Annotated in this window: 9 protein-coding genes; 3 read left to right on the top strand and 6 right to left on the bottom strand. The window is 50.7% G+C overall.

Annotation, left to right across the window (positions count from 1 at the left end; genetic code table 11):
- Positions 1 to 238: 238 nt before the first annotated feature.
- From AC2215_RS09425 to hisIE, 3 genes are all read right to left on the bottom strand, one after another.
- A complete protein-coding gene (locus AC2215_RS09425) occupies positions 239 to 736 on the bottom strand; it encodes a pentapeptide repeat-containing protein (RefSeq protein ID WP_486809728.1) in 498 nt (165 codons plus the stop codon).
- A 520-nt stretch (positions 737 to 1,256) separates the two neighbouring features.
- Entirely contained in the window at positions 1,257 to 1,631 is a 375-nt protein-coding gene (locus AC2215_RS09420) for a hypothetical protein (RefSeq protein ID WP_486809727.1), read from the bottom strand.
- A 248-nt stretch (positions 1,632 to 1,879) separates the two neighbouring features.
- A complete protein-coding gene (gene hisIE / locus AC2215_RS09415; RefSeq protein ID WP_486809726.1) occupies positions 1,880 to 2,530 on the bottom strand; it encodes a bifunctional phosphoribosyl-AMP cyclohydrolase/phosphoribosyl-ATP diphosphatase HisIE in 651 nt (216 codons plus the stop codon).
- 617 nt (positions 2,531 to 3,147) lie between these two features.
- On the opposite strand from hisIE, the gene hemL reads away from it, so the two are divergent.
- From hemL to AC2215_RS09400, 3 genes are all read left to right on the top strand, one after another.
- On the top strand, positions 3,148 to 4,446 hold the full coding sequence (gene hemL, locus AC2215_RS09410; protein ID WP_486809725.1) for a glutamate-1-semialdehyde 2,1-aminomutase: 1,299 nt from the start codon (positions 3,148 to 3,150) through the stop codon (positions 4,444 to 4,446).
- A gap of 496 nt (positions 4,447 to 4,942) precedes the next feature.
- Positions 4,943 to 5,650 carry a choice-of-anchor E domain-containing protein gene (locus AC2215_RS09405; protein WP_486809724.1) on the top strand — a complete coding sequence of 236 codons (708 nt, stop codon included), beginning with the start codon at positions 4,943 to 4,945 and terminating at the stop codon, positions 5,648 to 5,650.
- 188 nt (positions 5,651 to 5,838) lie between these two features.
- Complete coding sequence (locus AC2215_RS09400) at positions 5,839 to 8,052, top strand: phosphoketolase family protein (protein ID WP_486809723.1); 2,214 nt, start codon at positions 5,839 to 5,841, stop codon at positions 8,050 to 8,052.
- Positions 8,053 to 8,419: 367 nt separating this feature from the next.
- Here the strand turns inward: AC2215_RS09400 and AC2215_RS09395 are convergent, their stop codons facing one another.
- From AC2215_RS09395 to AC2215_RS09385, 3 genes are all read right to left on the bottom strand, one after another.
- Positions 8,420 to 12,514 (bottom strand): apiosidase-like domain-containing protein, encoded by a 4,095-nt coding sequence (locus AC2215_RS09395; protein WP_486809722.1) that lies wholly within the window; start codon positions 12,512 to 12,514, stop codon positions 8,420 to 8,422.
- Positions 12,515 to 13,583: 1,069 nt separating this feature from the next.
- On the bottom strand, positions 13,584 to 14,996 hold the full coding sequence (locus AC2215_RS09390) for a sensor histidine kinase (protein ID WP_486809721.1): 1,413 nt from the start codon (positions 14,994 to 14,996) through the stop codon (positions 13,584 to 13,586).
- Positions 14,997 to 15,857: 861 nt separating this feature from the next.
- A complete protein-coding gene (locus AC2215_RS09385) occupies positions 15,858 to 17,954 on the bottom strand; it encodes an FAD-dependent oxidoreductase (RefSeq protein ID WP_486809720.1) in 2,097 nt (698 codons plus the stop codon).
- Between the last annotated feature and the right edge of the window lie 75 nt (positions 17,955 to 18,029).

Raw genomic sequence — 18,029 nt, 5'->3', positions numbered from 1 at the left:
GAAATGAAGATAATCGAGGCTCGCGTCGTCAAATTTTAGCTCAGTACCGATCTCCCAAAAATTGAGGGTAGTGCCACAGACACTACCCTATCAAACCCAAGTTAGGTTGTTCATGAATTATCGCGTTTCGATCGCAATTTCAACAGATACTGAAAACGATATGTCGACTTAAGTCTCGCAAGGTGCTCGAGGAGAACTCTGTCACTTCTGAGCGTTGCATCTCAAAATCCGTGTCAATCTAATCCTCGCAGCCTGAGTCGGAAATCGAGCCATCAGGCATTGTCGCACCGCAAAGATTCAAGCTATCCATATCAAATTCATTTAGGGTGGCTCTGCGCAAGTTCGCACCACTTAAATTGGTTTTCCCCAAGTTCGTCCACTCTAAATTGACGCTGCTGAGATTTGCGCCGCTTAAATTGGCACCTTCTAAATTAGCCCATTCGAGAATTACGCCTTTTAAGTTTGCGCCTTGTAAATTGGTTGAGTCTAAATGAGCGTCGGTTAAGTTCGCTCCCGATAGATCTACATCCTGAAGGTTCGCTTGGTATAAATCTGACCCACCTAAATTCGCTCCGCGCAAGTCTACTCCACTGAGATCGGCTTCTGAGAGATCGCATCCGATGCAGAATCGGGTTTCAATCAATTGGCGAACGTGTTCGGGATTGGCGGCATCACTTGGAACAGCCCACCCAGTAGGGATGAGAAACATAGCGATCGCGAGAATATTGCGTTTCATTTTTCCTCCGATGTCCTGAACTATTGCTTCTACTCATCCCGCTTTTTTTATCAGGGCTGCTAAAACTCCCTATTTCATTATTACTCGCTCGCAATCGGACTGTCTTCAGATATTATGCTGAACTTTAATGGAGTTCGTTTTAAAGGAAAAGTAAATTTATCCGTGAATCTCGTAAAAAGTACGTAAATATTCTTGAGGATAAAAAAAACAGTGATTTTCGAGCATCAAAAATGCGAGCGTCAAAGATTGCTCGATTCTAAGCAGTCGGCGATTTACAGAGCCAAGAATATGACCCCATACTGGAGTTCAAAACCTGTGTGTTTTCTTACGTATTTTTACCTGTATTAAGGTTTCAGTGAAACGATTTAAGTGAGATCGAATTGGGTTAGTTCGATCTCCCCCTATTTTTCTTTTGAAGATCGTGGGGAATATAGGAAACTTGTAATGACACTTCTCAAGAAAATTTTCAGAATCTTCTTTCCGAACGCATTATTTTTCCTAACCAAAGTTTAAGTTTTGTTCACAGCTGCTTAAACGTAAGTGGTTCGCAGAATTTATGAATTCCCTGCTCGATCGCGTATATAGCAACCGGTGTCGCGAGAATTGCCGGACAGACCTTCTGAGTCACTAAGTGACTCACGACTGGTGCTAATTGACCTTGTGCCAAGCTGTCTTGAAATTCATCTTGACAAATGGCGACTCGACACCGTTTGGCTAAACCATCTAGCCAATCGCTACGATCGGGTTGTTGTCCAACTTGAATTCCGAGAGAAATTGCCGCATCTTCTAAATCTCCCTCGCAATCTTCAATCGTATCAAGTGCTGATAGTGCTCCGGGACATTCTGCTAATTCGGATCGGTACCGAGCAATATCTTGGCTAGTCAGAACGGTCATTTTTTGTTTTAATCTCAGAGAGGTTTGCTAATTGTTCGATCGAGAAAAAGTTGGCTGCAAAAAAATTAATGTTATAAATTGAAAATTTCGGTTTGAACTTGATACTAACGCAGCCTAAACCTCAGGGATAGAATGGAGTCTTCCGTCATAAAAGAGCGATGATTTTAAAATTTTAAGGTGGGTAAAATAACTCAAAAAATTTGAGTTGTGAGAGAAGAGTTCTCGTGAATTTTATCTTCGATCGTTGCTTATTTTTGTCGCTCTTGGAGCTTGCGATAGACCGAGCGCACGTCTACTTGATGATAGGCAAGCGCCACCAACGTATGATACATCAAGTCTGCAACCTCTGAGGCGATCGCATCGGCATCATCATCCTTACAAGCCATGACGACTTCTGCCGCTTCTTCACCAATTTTTTTGAGAATTTTGTTGTCTCCACCCTGAATTAACTGACAGGTATAAGATTCGGATTGTGGGTTATCTCGACGATCGCAAATCGTTCCAAAGAGTTCCGAAAGGGTATCTGCGGGCGGCGGTACGATGGTTCCATCAACTTGATGAAAACAACTGCGTTCTCCGGTGTGGCAAGCGATATCGCCGATCTGCTCGACTCCAACGAGTAAGGCATCGCTGTCGCAATCGTATCGCAGCGATCGCACTTTCTGCAGGTGTCCCGACGTTGCGCCTTTGTGCCAGAATTCCTGACGGGAACGACTCCAAAACCAAGTTTCCCCGGTTTCGAGGGTCTTTTTCAGGGATTCCTGATTCATCCACGCCATCATCAGTACCGTACCATCGAGGTAGTCTTGCACGATCGCCGGCACTAATCCCCGATCGTCGTAGCGAATTTTTTCGACGGGAATCGAGTAGTCTGGGGTGGGAACTCGGGTTGTTGACATCGTTGATTTGCAGACACTTTTGATTTGCACGGGTTCGGGTTTCAGCTTTAGGTTTTGGTGGCTTTCGAAAACAGAGCTTGAAACCGATCCTTCACACTGTTCGCCAGATACCCAATCGCGAACCAACAGGAGCGATCGCACTTAAAATCTCAAGCTTCTCAATATTAAGATTACGGCTTTGTAGATGCCTCGCTCTTTCGAGCGGGTTGAGCCGCAATTTTTACTGAAACTAAACCCTGACTGAAAATTGCTTGTAGATCCATCTTTAACCATACCATCTTTGGTCGATCGCTGCGGCGATTGGGACCCAATCAGAACTTTACCCATTCCACAGTCTGTAGCGGGCGAGTGCTCTGGCAAACGCCCGATTCTAGCTGATTCTCACTCGGTACTGGGAGGAGAAGATTTCAAGATGGAATGGAGGTCGTCTCCAAGAGCGCCGCACCCGGGGAAAATTTCCTTTGAAGATGGGAGATTGGAGGATGGGCGATCGGGCGGCAGGTTTACATTAATTAAGGATTCATCTGGGTTGAGGAGTCCCCTATTTCGACTAATATAGTATCTCTCGATGCATAACTTGTAAAACCCTTATTGACAGACAACTTAAGGAGAATATTTTGGTTTACGCGGCTCTCAAAACCAGTCAATCGGAAAAAATTTTTACAGAGGCTCAAAAGCTGATGCCGGGGGGTGTGAGTTCTCCCGTGCGGGCATTTAAATCCGTCGGCGGACAACCGATCGTGTTCGATCGCGTCAAAGGCGCATATATTTGGGATGTCGATGAGAATCAGTATATCGACTACGTCGGCACCTGGGGACCGGCCATTTGCGGTCACGCTCATCCCGAAGTTCTCCAAGCTCTCCACGAAGTGCTTGAAAAAGGAACCAGCTTTGGTGCTCCCTGCTACCTGGAAAACGTCTTAGCGCAGATGGTGATCGATGCGGTTCCCAGTATCGAAATGGTCCGCTTCGTCAATTCCGGAACAGAAGCCTGTATGGCAGTCCTGCGGCTGATGCGAGCTTTTACCGGACGGGATAAGGTGATTAAGTTTGAAGGTTGCTATCACGGTCACGCCGATATGTTCCTGGTGAAGGCAGGATCTGGGGTCGCCACCCTCGGTCTGCCCGACTCTCCCGGCGTGCCCAAATCGACCACCAGCAATACCCTCACCGCCCCCTACAACGATCTAGAAGCAGTCAAAGCCCTGTTTGCCGAAAATCCCGGCGAAATTTCGGGCGTCATCCTCGAACCAGTGGTGGGCAACTCTGGGTTTATCCTGCCTGAAGCGGGTTTCCTGGAAGGGTTGCGGGAACTCACCCAAGAGAATGGTGCCCTACTGGTGTTTGACGAAGTCATGACCGGTTTCCGGATTTCTTACGGTGGCGCGCAAGCTAAATTTGGGATTACCCCGGATTTGACCACCTTGGGTAAAGTGATCGGCGGAGGGCTACCGGTAGGAGCCTACGGCGGTCGGCAAGATATTATGTCGATGGTTGCCCCGGCAGGTCCGATGTATCAAGCGGGAACTCTCTCGGGAAATCCTCTGGCGATGACAGCCGGGATTAAGACTTTGGAATTGTTGCAAAAGCCGGGGGCTTACGAGCAGCTCGATAAAATCACGGCCAAACTCTCTCAAGGATTGCTTGAAGTGGCACGCGAAACCGGTCACGAAGTGTGTGGCGGTCAACTCAGTGCCATGTTTGGGATGTTCTTTACCGGGGGTCCCGTTCGCAACTACGACGATGCGAAAAAGGCGGACTTGGATAAGTTCGGAAAGTTCCATCGCGCAATGCTCGAACGGGGGATTTATTTAGCGCCTTCTCAGTTTGAAGCTGGGTTTACTTCCCTCGCCCACACCGATGAAGATATCGATCGCACCATTGCTGCTGCCCGCGAGGTTTTGTCGAGTTTGTAAGCTGCGAGAGCTCATTGAATTTCAACCGCAAAAGGTGAAAATTGCGTCTCCCAAATCACCTTTTGCGGTTTTTTATTGTGGGTGGAAATGGTCAGAGATTCTCCCTTGCCACAAATCTGGTAAAAACACGAATAACTTTTGGCAAATTGTTCTCCAGATTTATGAAGAAATCACCATAAACCTTGCCAATCTTCCCCAGAATTAACTATAATCTGGGACAGTACCAATTTATCTTTACAGTAACTTTGAACAAAAGCGGTGGTACTCTTCAAAGTCTGGTGGTAGACTCATGCTTAGCTGCGGAAAATAAGCTAAACAACCAAAGCCTATCAAACTACTTATTGTTTTGACTGCTTGGGTTACACTTGCTACTCGACGATCGCGCGAGGGGAGTCAACAAACTTTTAGATATTCGATCCAATGGTCGATCGCTCCAGCTCCGCAGTGTCCTTTCATATCTGAATCTTATTACGCCGTGTCAAGTAGAGCAATCTCCATGAAAACTAAACACCTACTACAACTGACCTCCGCCGCTGCTCTCACTGTCGCCATGGGTATGGCAGGTGCCGCTCAAGCTGCGAGTATCACTCAAAGCTTTACAATCGACGAGCAAAATACCGACTTTACCGAAACCTTCGATGTCGAGCAGTTCGATAGCAGCCTCGGTACGCTTCAAGAAATTGTCGTCTCTTTAGAAGGAACGATTGGGGGAACTGTGTTTGCAGAAAATACGGGTCCTTCTCCTGCCGACGTAACCTTGGGTCTAGAAGGTGAGTTCGGATTAATGCTTGGAGGTTTAGATGCTGGTGCAACCATTGCCCTCGCTTCCCAGGAAGAATCCCTTGCCAGTTTTGATGGCTCATTCCCTCCTGATTTTGATGGACCTTCGGGTGTGACGATCTCCGGTTTGTCAGGAACGGAATCAGATCAGAACATTTTTACAAGCGGCGATGCAATTTTCGATCTGCTCTCGAGCGGTCCGGGAACTGTCAGTGGTGAGTTTAACGCCACGGGAATGTCTGCCTTCAGCGGACCGGGTAACGTCTTTAACGGTGCGGAGACTCTGGCTTCGGGAATCGTGAACATCGAGTACGTCTTCGAGCCGGCTCCCACTCCCGTCCCCGAACCTGGGACTGCCATTGGCGTTGGACTCGCCGCAGCGGCTGGATGGGTGATGAAGAAGAAAAAAGGTCAGAACGCCTAGGATTCGCCACATCCTAGCATCATCGATCTCGTAAATTTTCGAGGGACGACCCACGGGTCGTCCCTTATTTCGTTTGGGAAGATTTTTGCAACTTTAGCAACATTTTTGTTGTTAAACCTCGATCTGAATGTAAAATTACTCTTAAGATTATTAAATTAATTCAAGCTATATTGCGAGAGGATAAGCATTTGAGTACCATCGATATCGCTCCCAACACCACCCTCCCCGCATTTTGCGAAGGAATCCAATTTTTCAGCCAAAGCTTACCCGAGTTTGCCCAATACGGAAAAGAAGCCGCTATTGCCGAGGGCAAAACCGCGATCGCCTCAACCACGGATAAATCCGCCGTTTACCAAACCCTCCTCGCGGCTGATGCCCTGCGCTACCTGACGCTGCAAATTACTTCGAGCAAGGCGTCCGGGCACCCCGGTGGCTTTGCCAGTATCGCCGACGGCATAGCGGCATTGGTGATGCTCGGTTACAAAAATATCATCACCGAAGTGGGTCACCACGCCCCCGGATTTTATAGCAATATGTTTCTCGATCGCTCCCTAGAAGACATGGGTATCGAGACGGTACAACAAATGCGCGATCGCTTCCGGGAAACCCACGGCCTCCTCGGACACCTCTCCGGACAAATTCCCGGACTCCTCAATCCCGCCGGGCCCCTCGGACAAGGACAGCACTTCGCCATGGCCGGAGCGAAACTCCACCCCGACAAACTCTTCCCCGTCACCATCGGTGATGGCGGACTTGGGGAACCCTACATTATGAGTAGTTTCGGCCATTTCAACACCGCCTACCCCAAAGTCACCAACTTCCTGCCGATTTTGGTGTGGAACGGTTACAGCCAGGAACACCACAGCATGGTGTCCACCAAAACTAACGAAGAAACGATCGCCTACTGGAAAGGTAACGGATTCGCCGAAGTTATTCTCCTCGATGCCAAAGACTACGACGATACCAACCAACCCGGCGATTACGTCGATAGTACTAAATTCTCCTTTGAAGGGCGGATGGCATTTACCCAAGCCGTCCTCGAAGCCACCGATAAAGCCGCAAAATCGGCAATGGGCGGTACGCTGACAGTCCTGATTATCAAACAACTCAAAGGGGCGGGGGTTCACAAGCGCGGTGCCCAATCCCACAACCTCTATCCCGGCGATACCGTCGAAAAAGACTACATCCGTAATGCCCTCGAAACACGGGCGCTTACCCCCGAGGGATGGCAACTGGTGCGCGACAACTTCTCCCGTGCTGGGGGAGGTCCGGCCGCCAAAACCGTCGCCACGGAATTCGAGTATCCCGTCCCGGAACTGGGCACTCTGCCCTTGGAAGAATTCCCCGTGGGGGGCGATAAAACCGTTGCAACCACTGCGATGGGGGCGATCGCTGCCTACGTGGGCAAACAAGATCCCAACTTCGTCGTCACCAACGCCGACGGTAACGCTGCCTCCGGAATCAACAATATTAACGTGGCGCTGAAGATCGTTCACCCCACGACGGATGCAACCTACTACCAGCAACCCCAAGGTCAGGTTTACGAACCCCTCAGCGAAGATGCCTGCGCCGGATTGGCCGCAGCTCAAGCCTTGTTTGGGGCGCGGACGCTGTGGTGTTCCTACGAATCCTTTGCCATCAACGGGCTACCCATCTGGCAGACAGTGACGCAAGCCATGGCCGAGTTGCGCCGTCCGACCCCCTCTACCGTGACGCTCTTTACCGCTGGGGCGCTAGAACAGGGACGCAACGGCTGGACGCACCAGCGCCCGGAAATCGAGAACTACTTCGCCGCCATGATGCGCAACGGCAACGTGTTTCCCCTATTTCCCTGCGATGCCAATAGCATCCAAGCCTGTTACGAGTGGGCCTTGGGAACCCAGAATAAGGGGGTGACGATTACCGCCAGCAAATCGCCCCTACCGGTGCGGACGACTTTGGCGCAGACTCGGCAAGCCCTAGAAGATGGGGCGGTGGTGCTGCAAGAAATCTCTGGGGATAAGACGGTAGTATTTGCCGTTATCGGTGATATGACGCTGATTCCGGCTTACGAGGCGGCTGCCCAACTGCAAGAACGGGGTATCGGTTCGAGGATCGTGTCGATTATCAATCCCCGTCGCCTGTACCGTCCGAGCGATACGGCCTGGGACACCTGCGCCCAAGCGGATGGGGGCTTCTTAGATGATGCCGGATTCGAGACGCTGTTTGGTGGCGATGCGCTGATTGGTGTCACCGGAGGATCGAGTGCCATGCTCGAACCGGTGATGTTGCGCAGTACCGTGAAGCGGGATACCTTTGCTTGGAAGCGAGGGGATACGGCGGCGAGTGCAGCCCTGGTGATGGAAATGAACGGGATTACGGCACAGAATTTGGTGAGTCGGGGGATGGAATTGTTGGGTTAATTGCAGCTTGATGTCGATTCCCGAGTCGGGTGTTTGGGTGGCGATTGCAATGCGATCGTAATTCAACACTCAATAACCGAACTGAAGTCTGATGGGGTCGTGTCTGTAGCACGACCCTCTAGCCTGGATAATTCACCAAATCCTCAAAACCCAATCGCGAACGAACCTCAAAAAACAGACTGTTTTTCAGGTAAATTACCAGCTAGTTTGTCAGTCAAGGCTTTGAGTGATGTTTGTCGAACCTCATGAATAATCCAGGCTAGTTTTTGGATTCCACGAACCAGAATAGAAATTGTCGGAGTCAACCGCCGCTAACCCCGACAACTTCCAGACTGATTCTAACGGTGAATTTGAATCCTCTTAGCCGTTAACCGACAATGCTAAATTGGCTGGCATCGAGTGCGGGGGAACCTTCGAGAGTCGCAATCTCTACCGCCTCTTGAGGGCCGACGCCATCGAGGTCGAAGCTCAGGGTACCGCTATCGTAGAGGAAGTTCGCACTGGTGCCGATGGGGGTCGAACCGCTGACAAATACGCCAGTCTCCGAGACCGTTCCATCGGCCAGGTCAACACCAGCAACCAATCCCCCACCGAATCCGGAAGCAGAAATTTGCAGGATATCATCCCCGCCGAAGTCCGTAATCGAATCCGCGCGATCGCGATGGGAGTTGTAGACGAAGGTATCTGCACCACCGCCACCGGTGAGGACGTCGCTTCCGTAGTTCCCCACCAAGGTGTTATCGGTGGCATCTCCCACCAGTTCGTCGATCGCATCGGTTCCGATGAGGCTGCTACTGTCAACTTCTCTGAGGCTGCTGCTGCCGGCTCCCCGACGGGAGACAACGAAAATCCAGTCCTGACCGTCTGGAGGGGTTAGGGTGACCGAACCGTTGCCGGTATAGTCGTTGAGTTCCGTATAAGTTCCCGTCCTGGGGTTGAAACGCTGGACGCGGTAGGTGGCAGATGGCACGTTACCCAGAGACAGCGTCCGGGTATTCGTACTTTCGCGCGTGTAAGCCACGTAATGCTCTCCGGGTTCCGCTAAAGCGTACTTGATTCCACCATTACCGTTAATCAGATTGTCGGCCGGTTCTAACTCCCACCATTCCCGGTTGGTAAAGAACTCCCGAACGTATTGGACATCTTCTTCCCACACGTCGTTGCGCGGATCGTCGGTGTTGAAGCGTCCGGGATCGCGCTTCCCACCCAGGTAAGTGGTTCCCCAGCCGGTGACGAAGTAACCCCCGGCCATCACGATATCCCAACTGGCATGGCGGATATCTTCTAAAGTTTCGCTGTTGGGTTTATCCACCCGACCGTCGCCGTTCGAATCCCGCAGGTAGTAGGCGTATTCGGAATTGACAACGGGTTTGTTGTTGTCTCGTACCTCTAAAATACTGTCGTGCAGGTTTGTATACTGTTGTTGATAGTCGCCGAAGGTCGCCCACGGATCGTTGGCAAACACCTCTGCGCTTCCGTCGGGGTGCACGGCAATGGCGCGATCGTGGGGGTCGCTTGCGGCTAGGGTTTCCCCCAGACCCCGGTAGATGGACTCGTTGAGGGTTTCGTTGAACTCTCCAGCGACGATGAACGATACGTTATAGCCACTGTAGCGGGCGGCGACGTACTCGGTATAGCGTTCCCGTTCGGCTGGGGTGTAGTCGTCCCAACCTTGAGCCCAGTCGAGCATGTACCCAACGGTAATCCCTTTAGAGTTGGCGTACTCGATGCGATTGTCTAGTTCTTGGAAATAGCCGGGATTGATTTTATCTCCCAAACCGCCAGACCAGAGAGAACCGCCTTCGTTGGGTGCGTTACCGGTGACCGTCCCGTTACCGAAGTTAGCGTGAATGTAATTGAAACCCTGGTCGGCGCGCTGGTCGATATAGTCGAAAACGCTGGCGCGATCGAGATTTTCCGAGGCATCGGTTTTCCCCAGCCGCCAATTGGTATCGCCAAACCAGTAGAACGGCGTACCGTCTTGGTACTGGAAGTGGTAAGGATGGTCGGGGTCGGCTTGAATGCTACCTCGGTTAGTCGAGGGAACCACATCCAGGCTTCCCGATTGTCCGTTGAGTCCGGCATCGTTCGAACTAATCGACCAACTCCAACTTCCGACCGTATCTGGAGAGTATCGCAACTTCCAAGAATCGCCGCCATCCCAGAAGAGGGGAATCGTTTTCGTTTGACCGCTGGGATGGGTGAGAGTTGCCGTAGCGGTAACCTGGGCGTAAGGGTTGTTGTAACTTCCCGTATCGCTAAACGAGCGCTCGAAAATGCCCAACTGTGCCACTTCGTTCACGTTGTTGACATTGACGTTGAAGCTGCCAATCTGTCCGCTGGGGACGGATTTGTCGCTGGTATCTTTCACCTGATTGGGTTGCAAACTCACGGTATAAGTGCCGTTGTCGTTGGCATCCCAAACGCTACCCGGCGCGCTCAGTTGATAGGTGGCCGTGCGCGGCGTACCGTTGGTGTTCTCGGAAATACCCACCAGGGTTGCCCTTGCGTCAAAACCGTTGACCCCGGTCACTCGCACATCGTTGCTATCTAAGGTGGCCACATCCACGGCTACATCATCAGTGTAGGTCACCGTGAAGGTATGGCTAGAACTGCCGCCACTGTTAATATTGCCGCCGCTAAAGTTTGCCGTCGGTGCCGCGATATCTTCGATGTGGTCTTCTTCAATATCGATGGCGAAGTTCCCCAAAGTCGTTCCCACGGCAGTATTACCGTTTGTATCGCTCACTTGATTCGATCGCAACACCACCGCATAGGTTCCGTTGTCATCCGCACTCCAACTGCCATCGGGGGCATCGATTTGATAGGTGGCCGTCCGAGGGCTTCCGTTATCGTTCTCATCCACTAATAGCAGCGTTGCTTCTGCATCTAAGCCATTCGGTCCGAGAACGCTTAAATCGCTCGAATCGAGGGAACTCAAGTCGATGCCAACATCGTCGGTGTAGGTAACGGTGAAGGTATGGATGCTGCCGCCACCTTCGGTGAGGTCATCTGCACTCAGACTCGCTGTCGGTGGCGTGTCATCCACCGGGGTCACTTCGTAAAGGCGGATATTGGCAAACTGACTCTGGGCGTTGGGGTTGGCAACGTCGTGGTCGTTCAGTAGGGTCAGGAAACTGAAATCCCCGGTGAAGAAATCTCCTACGTTGATTTGATAGGACTCCCATCCCGCAGATAAGTCGTAGTTGCGGAAGTTTTGCCGACCGTTTCGTTCCGTACCGAACAGTTGAAAGCGATTGGCACCTGAACCGAATAGAATCTCGTCGTTATCGAAACCGATGGCATGAATATCCCCTTCAGCAGTACTTTGGAAGTCGAATTCGAGAACGGTGTTTTCAGTAATGGTATAACCGTCACCGAGTGCGAGTTTTTTCCAGCTATTTCCCGTGAGAGTGACTTCGTTTTTATCTGGGGAAATACTGAAGTGAGGGTCTAGATCTTGACCGCTATAGCGAGTGAGTTCAGCATCAACGATCGTATCTCCAAAAGTTACAGCTACTTCCGGTTCGTAGAGGCGAATATTAGCAAACTGACTCTGGGCGGTGGGGTCGTCTACATCATGGTCGTTGAGTAGGGTCAGGAAACTAAAATCACCGGTGAAAAAGCGTCCCACGTCAATTTGATAGGATTGCCATCCCGCAGAAGAGTCGTAGTTGCGGAAGTTTTGCCGACCGTTTCGTTCCGTGCCGAACAGTTGAAAGCGATTGGCACCTGAACCGAATAGAATCTCGTCGTTATCGAAGCCGATGGCGTGAATCTCCCCTTCGGCAGTGCTTTGGAAATCGAATTCGAGAACGGTATTTTCGGTAATGGTGTAGTTGCCGCCGAGATCGAGTTTTTTCCAGCTATTTCCGGTCAAGGTCACCTCATTTTTATCAGAGGAAATGCTGAAGTAGGGGTCTTTATCCTGACCGCTATAGCGAGTGAGGTCGGTATTGATGGTGGTGTCTCCGAGGGTGACGGCGACTTCCGGTTCGTAGAGGCGGATATTGGCAAACTGACTCTGAGCGGTGGGGTTGAAAACGTCGTGGTCGTTGACTAAAGTTAGATAGCTAAAATCCCCGGTGAAAAACCGTCCCACATTGATTTGATAGGATTGCCGACCTTGGGAAGAGTCGTAGTGGCGGAAGTTCTGCCGGCCACCATTTTGAGTACCGAACAGTTGAAAGCGATTTGGACCAGAACCGGTCAGAACATCGTCGTTCTCGAAGCCGATGGCGTGAATTTCACCCTCAGCCGTACTTTGGAAGTCGAATTCGAGAAGGGTATTTTCGGCAATAGTATAACCGTCGCCGAGGGCAAGTTTTTTCCAGCTATTGCCGGCAATCGTTACTTCTGTCCCATCGCCCGAAATGGTGGTATTCGGGACTCTATCCTGATTGCTGTATGCTTCTAGCGCAGAGGTAATAATTGTGTTGTTGAGAGAAACTTTAACGCTCATAGTTGTTCTTCAAATCTACTGTTGATGTGTCGAACGATCGAGTAACTAAAAGTGCTTTTTTAGTTCGGCGATCGTAGATAAAATTTAAACTTGAAGTGGACTTCTACAAGTTATGTAAACTCCAGTAAATAGAAGAAGATGGAGAATTAAGCGACATTCTCGTCGTTAAATCAAAGCGGAGCGAATTTTGGGACTTGCTGTGAGTGTGAATGTGAGAGGATTCCATGATTCGGCAAAGTGAGGATGCTGACGTTGAATTGCGCGATGTTTTCCCAATTCCGGGTTTAAATATCCAGCTTGAGAAGAGTTCGCAATATTTTGCGAAAAAATGTAAATGGCATCAATTTTGCCAAACAGTCTGGAACTTGTTAGGTCGCAGCGACTACAAGCGATTTGGAGTTGATTTAGTGAAAATTAAAATCTGAAGCTCAAGGATTCGAGGCAAAATGAAAGTTAGAGGTCAGGGATCGTTCAATCGATCGAAGACTCGTTTTGAATCGATTTAAAAAACTCAATTTAGAATTTAATCTCGATTTTCTCGAATGTTCGTAAGTTGGATTAGTGATGGACCCTATTTTGAGCTTTTATGAGGTTTTCATTTTGACGTTACTTCTACCAATTTCGATGCATTCGGTCTCGATTTAAATTTATAAACCGATTGCATTCCACAGTGTTTACTGTATTAATTGCTTGCTCGAGATTCAAACTCAATAAATATTAACACTCTAGGAATCAAGTGCCTGAATCGATATAAATTCTGAATCAAAAATCAGAAAAAATTTATTGAGTCTTTGCATTCACTTTAAATTTAACAATAGAAATTCAGAATTTGCAAGTTATATTAGATCGGTATTTTTTTGCAATTTATTGATAACAAAAAATGCCAATATCCGTATAAACATGCATCGAACCACAAAGAATATTCGATAGACTCTGAGTTACTGACTAAAAGTTTCGATTGCCATGGCTAACTTGTCTCTAAAAACCGTATTTTTTTGGAGGGGTACACCGAAACTGGCGGGAATCGATCGCATCTCATCTCGCCAAAAATAAGTCACTCATGAATCACTCAACAGCTACGATCGCGACGATTTGACCGATCGAGGGGAATTTCGATCGCGAACTCAGTTCCCACATCCGGTGGTGAAGTACAGCGCAACTGGCCGCCATGGCGTTCGACAACGATTTGATAGGCGATCGACAACCCCAATCCGATCCCACAACCGACGGGTTTGGTGGTAAAAAAGGGATCGAAAGCGCGCTGTTGAATTTCGGGAGACATCCGCACCCCGTTATTCGCAATCCGAATCACCGCGCGATCGCCTTGGCATTCGGTGGTAATCCAAATCGTTGGGGTAATTTCGGGAACCTCACGAACCCGCAACTCCAGAGCATCGATCGCATTTTCAAGTAAATTGAGCAAGGCGCGATCGAGTTGTTTGGGATAGCAGGAGATGGTCGAAAACTCTCCGTAGTCTTTCATGACGCGCACCGGACGATCGCATTCCTCCAACTCGAAGCGATTCTCGAGCAAGTACAGAAGACTCTCGAGTTCTTCGTGCAAATTCACCCATTGGAGTTCGGAATCATCGGGACGGGCAAAAATTTGCAGGGAACGAACGATATTCCGAATCCGTTGGGCCCCCCGTTCCATCGATCGAGTGAGTTTGAAAAAGTCCGTTTTCAGAAACTCCAAATCCATCTGTGCGGTGAAATCGACAATTTCTGCTGCCGGGTCGTCGTAATATTGCTGATATAACTCCACCAGATGCAACAAATCGGCCCCGTACTGCGACGCATAGGCGAGATTTCCATAAATAAAACTGACGGGATTATTGATTTCATGGGCGACTCCCCCCACCAATCGTCCCAAACTCGCCATTTTTTCCCGTTGAATGCTGTCGAGTCGATCGCGCTGGAGTTGTTCGAGTTCTCCTTCGAGGCGATCGATTTTCGCTTCCAGGTGCGCTTGTACCCTTGCCTGTTGCCGCGCGGTCTGGCGTTCGGTTTCCACCCAGGCGGCTAAATCCCGCACGATCTGCATTTGACGATCGTTCAATTGCCGAGGTTGAGTATCCATCCCGTAGAGCATTCCCACCCGATTTCCCTTTGAATCCTTGAGGGGATATCCCAGCAAAAACCGAATTGGCAGGCGATCGAGAGTTTCTGGAGTCACGCACTCCCAATCCTGGGGAATCTCCAATTCCACCCAGGAATCGTTTCGAGTCAGTGCCTCTCGATATAACGCTTCGATGCCATCGAGATTCAGTGCCATTTCGCTGTAGCTAGACTCGATCCAAAAGCGATTCCCTTCAATAAACCCGATGGCGGCAATTGGCATTTGCAAGGCAGCTGCAACAATACGGGCAATGGGATTGGCGGGATGGGTCGCGATCGAGTTAGCGGTCGTTACGCCAATTCGATCGCCGACTGGTGAGTCAGATGTCAAAATTTGGGAGGCAACGAGAGGTTGTTCGGTCATCGATTAGGGTGGGGTGTGGAGAATTTTAGATTTTGGATTGCGGATTTTGGATTTTAATGTCAGTGCGGGTTCAGCATGTTTGAAAGTCCGGCGAGGCGATGTGGATTCGAGTCATGGATAAAAGAACCTCGAACCCTTCGATTTCTGCCCGCGAGCGATCGCCACTTCCCGAAAAATAGGTCACGAGAAGCAAAATATCGACAGTCAAAGATAGAAAAACACCCTTCGCACCCGATCCCACCTCAATTGAGTCTTAGAGGTCGATCGCAAGTGGGTACGGTTTGTATCTTGAAGACGGAATATCGATCGCGCTTTATTCAGTAGCTGAGTTACACCCGGTATCGCCCACTGAATGAAGATATTGATGAAGTTGCAATGGTGGGAGTAGAAGGAAGAGACCCCGGTAGAATCGCCCCGGTAGATTGCATGAGTATTTGCACCGTCACGGGCAACTGCGAGCGAAGATCGGACTCCCGCGCGATCGTTGCTCGATCGATTTTAGTTTCTTTTCGCGATCGAGCTGTCTCCACAATTCGATCGCAAGTTAGTCTATCACGATGTTCGGAAAAAGGTTGGCAGTCGGTCCTCGATTTGCAGAAACGTTAAAAAAACGTGAACTCGGGATAAGCTGAAACCCTGATTTTGCCGTTACTGATTTTCAGCATTTGTCGGTCTCAAACCTGCATTCTCTCCTTGAGCCAGTGAAAAATCGACTCTTAACCCGAACTGAGGTTAAAAAACGTCAGGAATTTTTAGGGCTAGGAAATAGCGGGTGTTAGGGAAATCATACCGAAGGGCGTTAGCGAAGCCATGCCGAAGGCTATAGCATTTGGATTGGTCAGATGTCGTGTCTCCGACGATTTATCGCCCAAATGCTTTGCCTCTACCGTTCCCAACAGACTTCCAATCCTCCCAAGAATTATTGAAAATCGACATATTGGGAAACGCCGTTTGATTTTGGTTGCGCCGCAATTGTCCTTGCAACTTCTCCAACGCCGGTTCTTGCGAGGGGAGGTCGTCCACCAGTTGGTAGGGAAGGATGCCGTTTTCCAAGGCAAACACTGCCGTGGTTCCCGCAGCGGCCCCGGACGACCATTCAAAGGAATGCACCCGATAGGCGGCGGCAGCAACGTGGCTGGTGGCGATACTCTTGCCGGCGACCAACATATTATCCAGTTCCTGGGGAATCATCGCCCGCAGGGGAATTTGGAACGGGTAAGCGGCCCCCTGTCCGAGGCGTTCCCCCTCCCGTTCCGTGTTGCCGGGGGCTTCTGGGGGAGAGAGGGTCATGCAGGGGTGGAAGTCGATGGCGTAGTGACCGATGCCCACGGAGTCCGGAAACAGCGTCGCCCGCGATCGCCTTTCGACTTCGTCGATCGATCGCGTCCCTTCGATCGCATCCCAAGCCTCGAACCCGGAAATTGCCAACCACAACTTACGATACTCATCGGACATCAAATTCGCCGTATAGTCTTCGCTACGAAAATCCGCCCGCGTAATATCAATTTCCCACACCGCAAACCCATCGGGATGGTTCCAACCGGGACGGCCGATAATCCGCCGACCTTCGCGCATATAGGGATACTTCGACAGTCCGTGTGCCGTTCCCATGGGGGAGTCGAGTCCGGATAAATAGCGCTGGTTGGGGTGGGGTTCTTTCACGCCGTCTCCCAGTTGGGAATCGGTGGTTCCGGTCACCAGCCAGTAGAAAAAGCCGATCGCATTTTCTTCCCCCCGCGCCAGAGTTTCCGTCCGCAATCCCCCCATCCAGCCGCCGGAGTCGAGTTGACCGAGTTCCTGCAATTGGTCGCGGGTGTAAATCAGGTTATCCTCGGGGTTCCCGGGGCGGTAATCGTTCCCCCACGTCCAGTTCTGCATCGAGATATCCCCCTCAAAAATGGGATTGTCGCGGGGGTTGGGACGCAGTGCGTCGTCGGGGTCTTCACTCCAGATGCGACGGTAGGTGTAGACCAACTCGAAACTCGCCAGCCTCTCCAATTCGTAGCTGTAGTAGGGGGCGTAGCGATCGTAAAAACTGGGGAGTTCGTGTTCCTGGGGTTCCTCGGTGGCTTCCATGGCGAAGGTGTAGGTAAACCCTTGAGTGCAGTAAGGATTTCCCTCGATGCTGGAGGAGGAGGGTTCGCGGTAGGAACGGGGATCGACCCCCAGGCGATAGGGAATGTCGGCCAGTCCGATGAGTTCGCCGGTTTCCGTGGCTTCGATGACGTACCAGGCAGGGGTGTTAGCGCCGCCAGAAGGGGCCTGAGCCGGGGGCACGAAGCGAACGATCGTTTTGGTCAAATTCTCCGAATCGGCGTAGGTATAGGCATCCTCGATCGTCTCGGAGAGAGTTTGGGTATTCAGGGGCGGCGCGTCCGGGGCGCTTTGGTGTTGAATGGCAACTGCGCTGTCGATCAGATTCCCGGCGGCGTTGCGTTCGATATCTTTAATGACGGTGTTGGGATACCACTTCAACTTCCCCTTGCCCCGATCTGCCGCATCTTCTAGAATCTCGAAGAGCAACTCGTGACCGTCGTAGGGGAGAAAGCAGGATTCGCTCACCCAGCAGGCACCGGGGTTAAGGCGATCGTACCGGTCTTCAATAGCCGATCGCAACTCCAGATAGCCGCGGGGATAGTACAGCAGTTCCCGTTGGGTGGGCCGTTCGTCGAGGGCAGAGGTTCCCTGGGCGGAAATTTGCCCCCCCACCCAGTCGGTAATCTCCGTCAAACAAACGGTTTTCCCGGCGAGTAATGCTTCGTAGGCGGCCGCACTTCCCGCCAGTCCACCACCGGCGACTAAAACATCACAGGTTTCCTCAATATCGGCCGTTCGAGGGGGAGAGGCGATGGCGAGGGGGGAAGCCCAGGATAAGGAGAGGGCGGCGAGAAGGAACGATCGAATCTCGAATTTGAGTGGGAATTTGCCCGATTGCGCGCGTTGAAGTGATGGGGTCATTCTGTTCGTTTGCAGGTTACCAAAGGTGGAAGTCTCCAGTGCGATCCGATCGCTTTTTACAGCTCGCAGCCACTC

It is taken from the genome of Zarconia sp., assembly GCF_057467645.1.
The sequence above is the reverse complement of the archived record's forward strand: the minus strand, read 5'-3'. Positions and strand labels throughout refer to the sequence as shown.

Coding starts and splice junctions, on each gene's coding strand:
- hisIE (WP_486809726.1), bottom strand. CDS start 2,530: ATGTCAACAACCCGAGTTCCCACCCCAGACTACTCGATTCCCGTCGAA.
- AC2215_RS09425 (WP_486809728.1), bottom strand. CDS start 736: ATGAAACGCAATATTCTCGCGATCGCTATGTTTCTCATCCCTACTGGG.
- AC2215_RS09385 (WP_486809720.1), bottom strand. CDS start 17,954: ATGACCCCATCACTTCAACGCGCGCAATCGGGCAAATTCCCACTCAAA.
- AC2215_RS09405 (WP_486809724.1), top strand. CDS start 4,943: ATGAAAACTAAACACCTACTACAACTGACCTCCGCCGCTGCTCTCACT.
- AC2215_RS09395 (WP_486809722.1), bottom strand. CDS start 12,514: ATGAGCGTTAAAGTTTCTCTCAACAACACAATTATTACCTCTGCGCTA.
- AC2215_RS09420 (WP_486809727.1), bottom strand. CDS start 1,631: ATGACCGTTCTGACTAGCCAAGATATTGCTCGGTACCGATCCGAATTA.
- AC2215_RS09390 (WP_486809721.1), bottom strand. CDS start 14,996: ATGACCGAACAACCTCTCGTTGCCTCCCAAATTTTGACATCTGACTCA.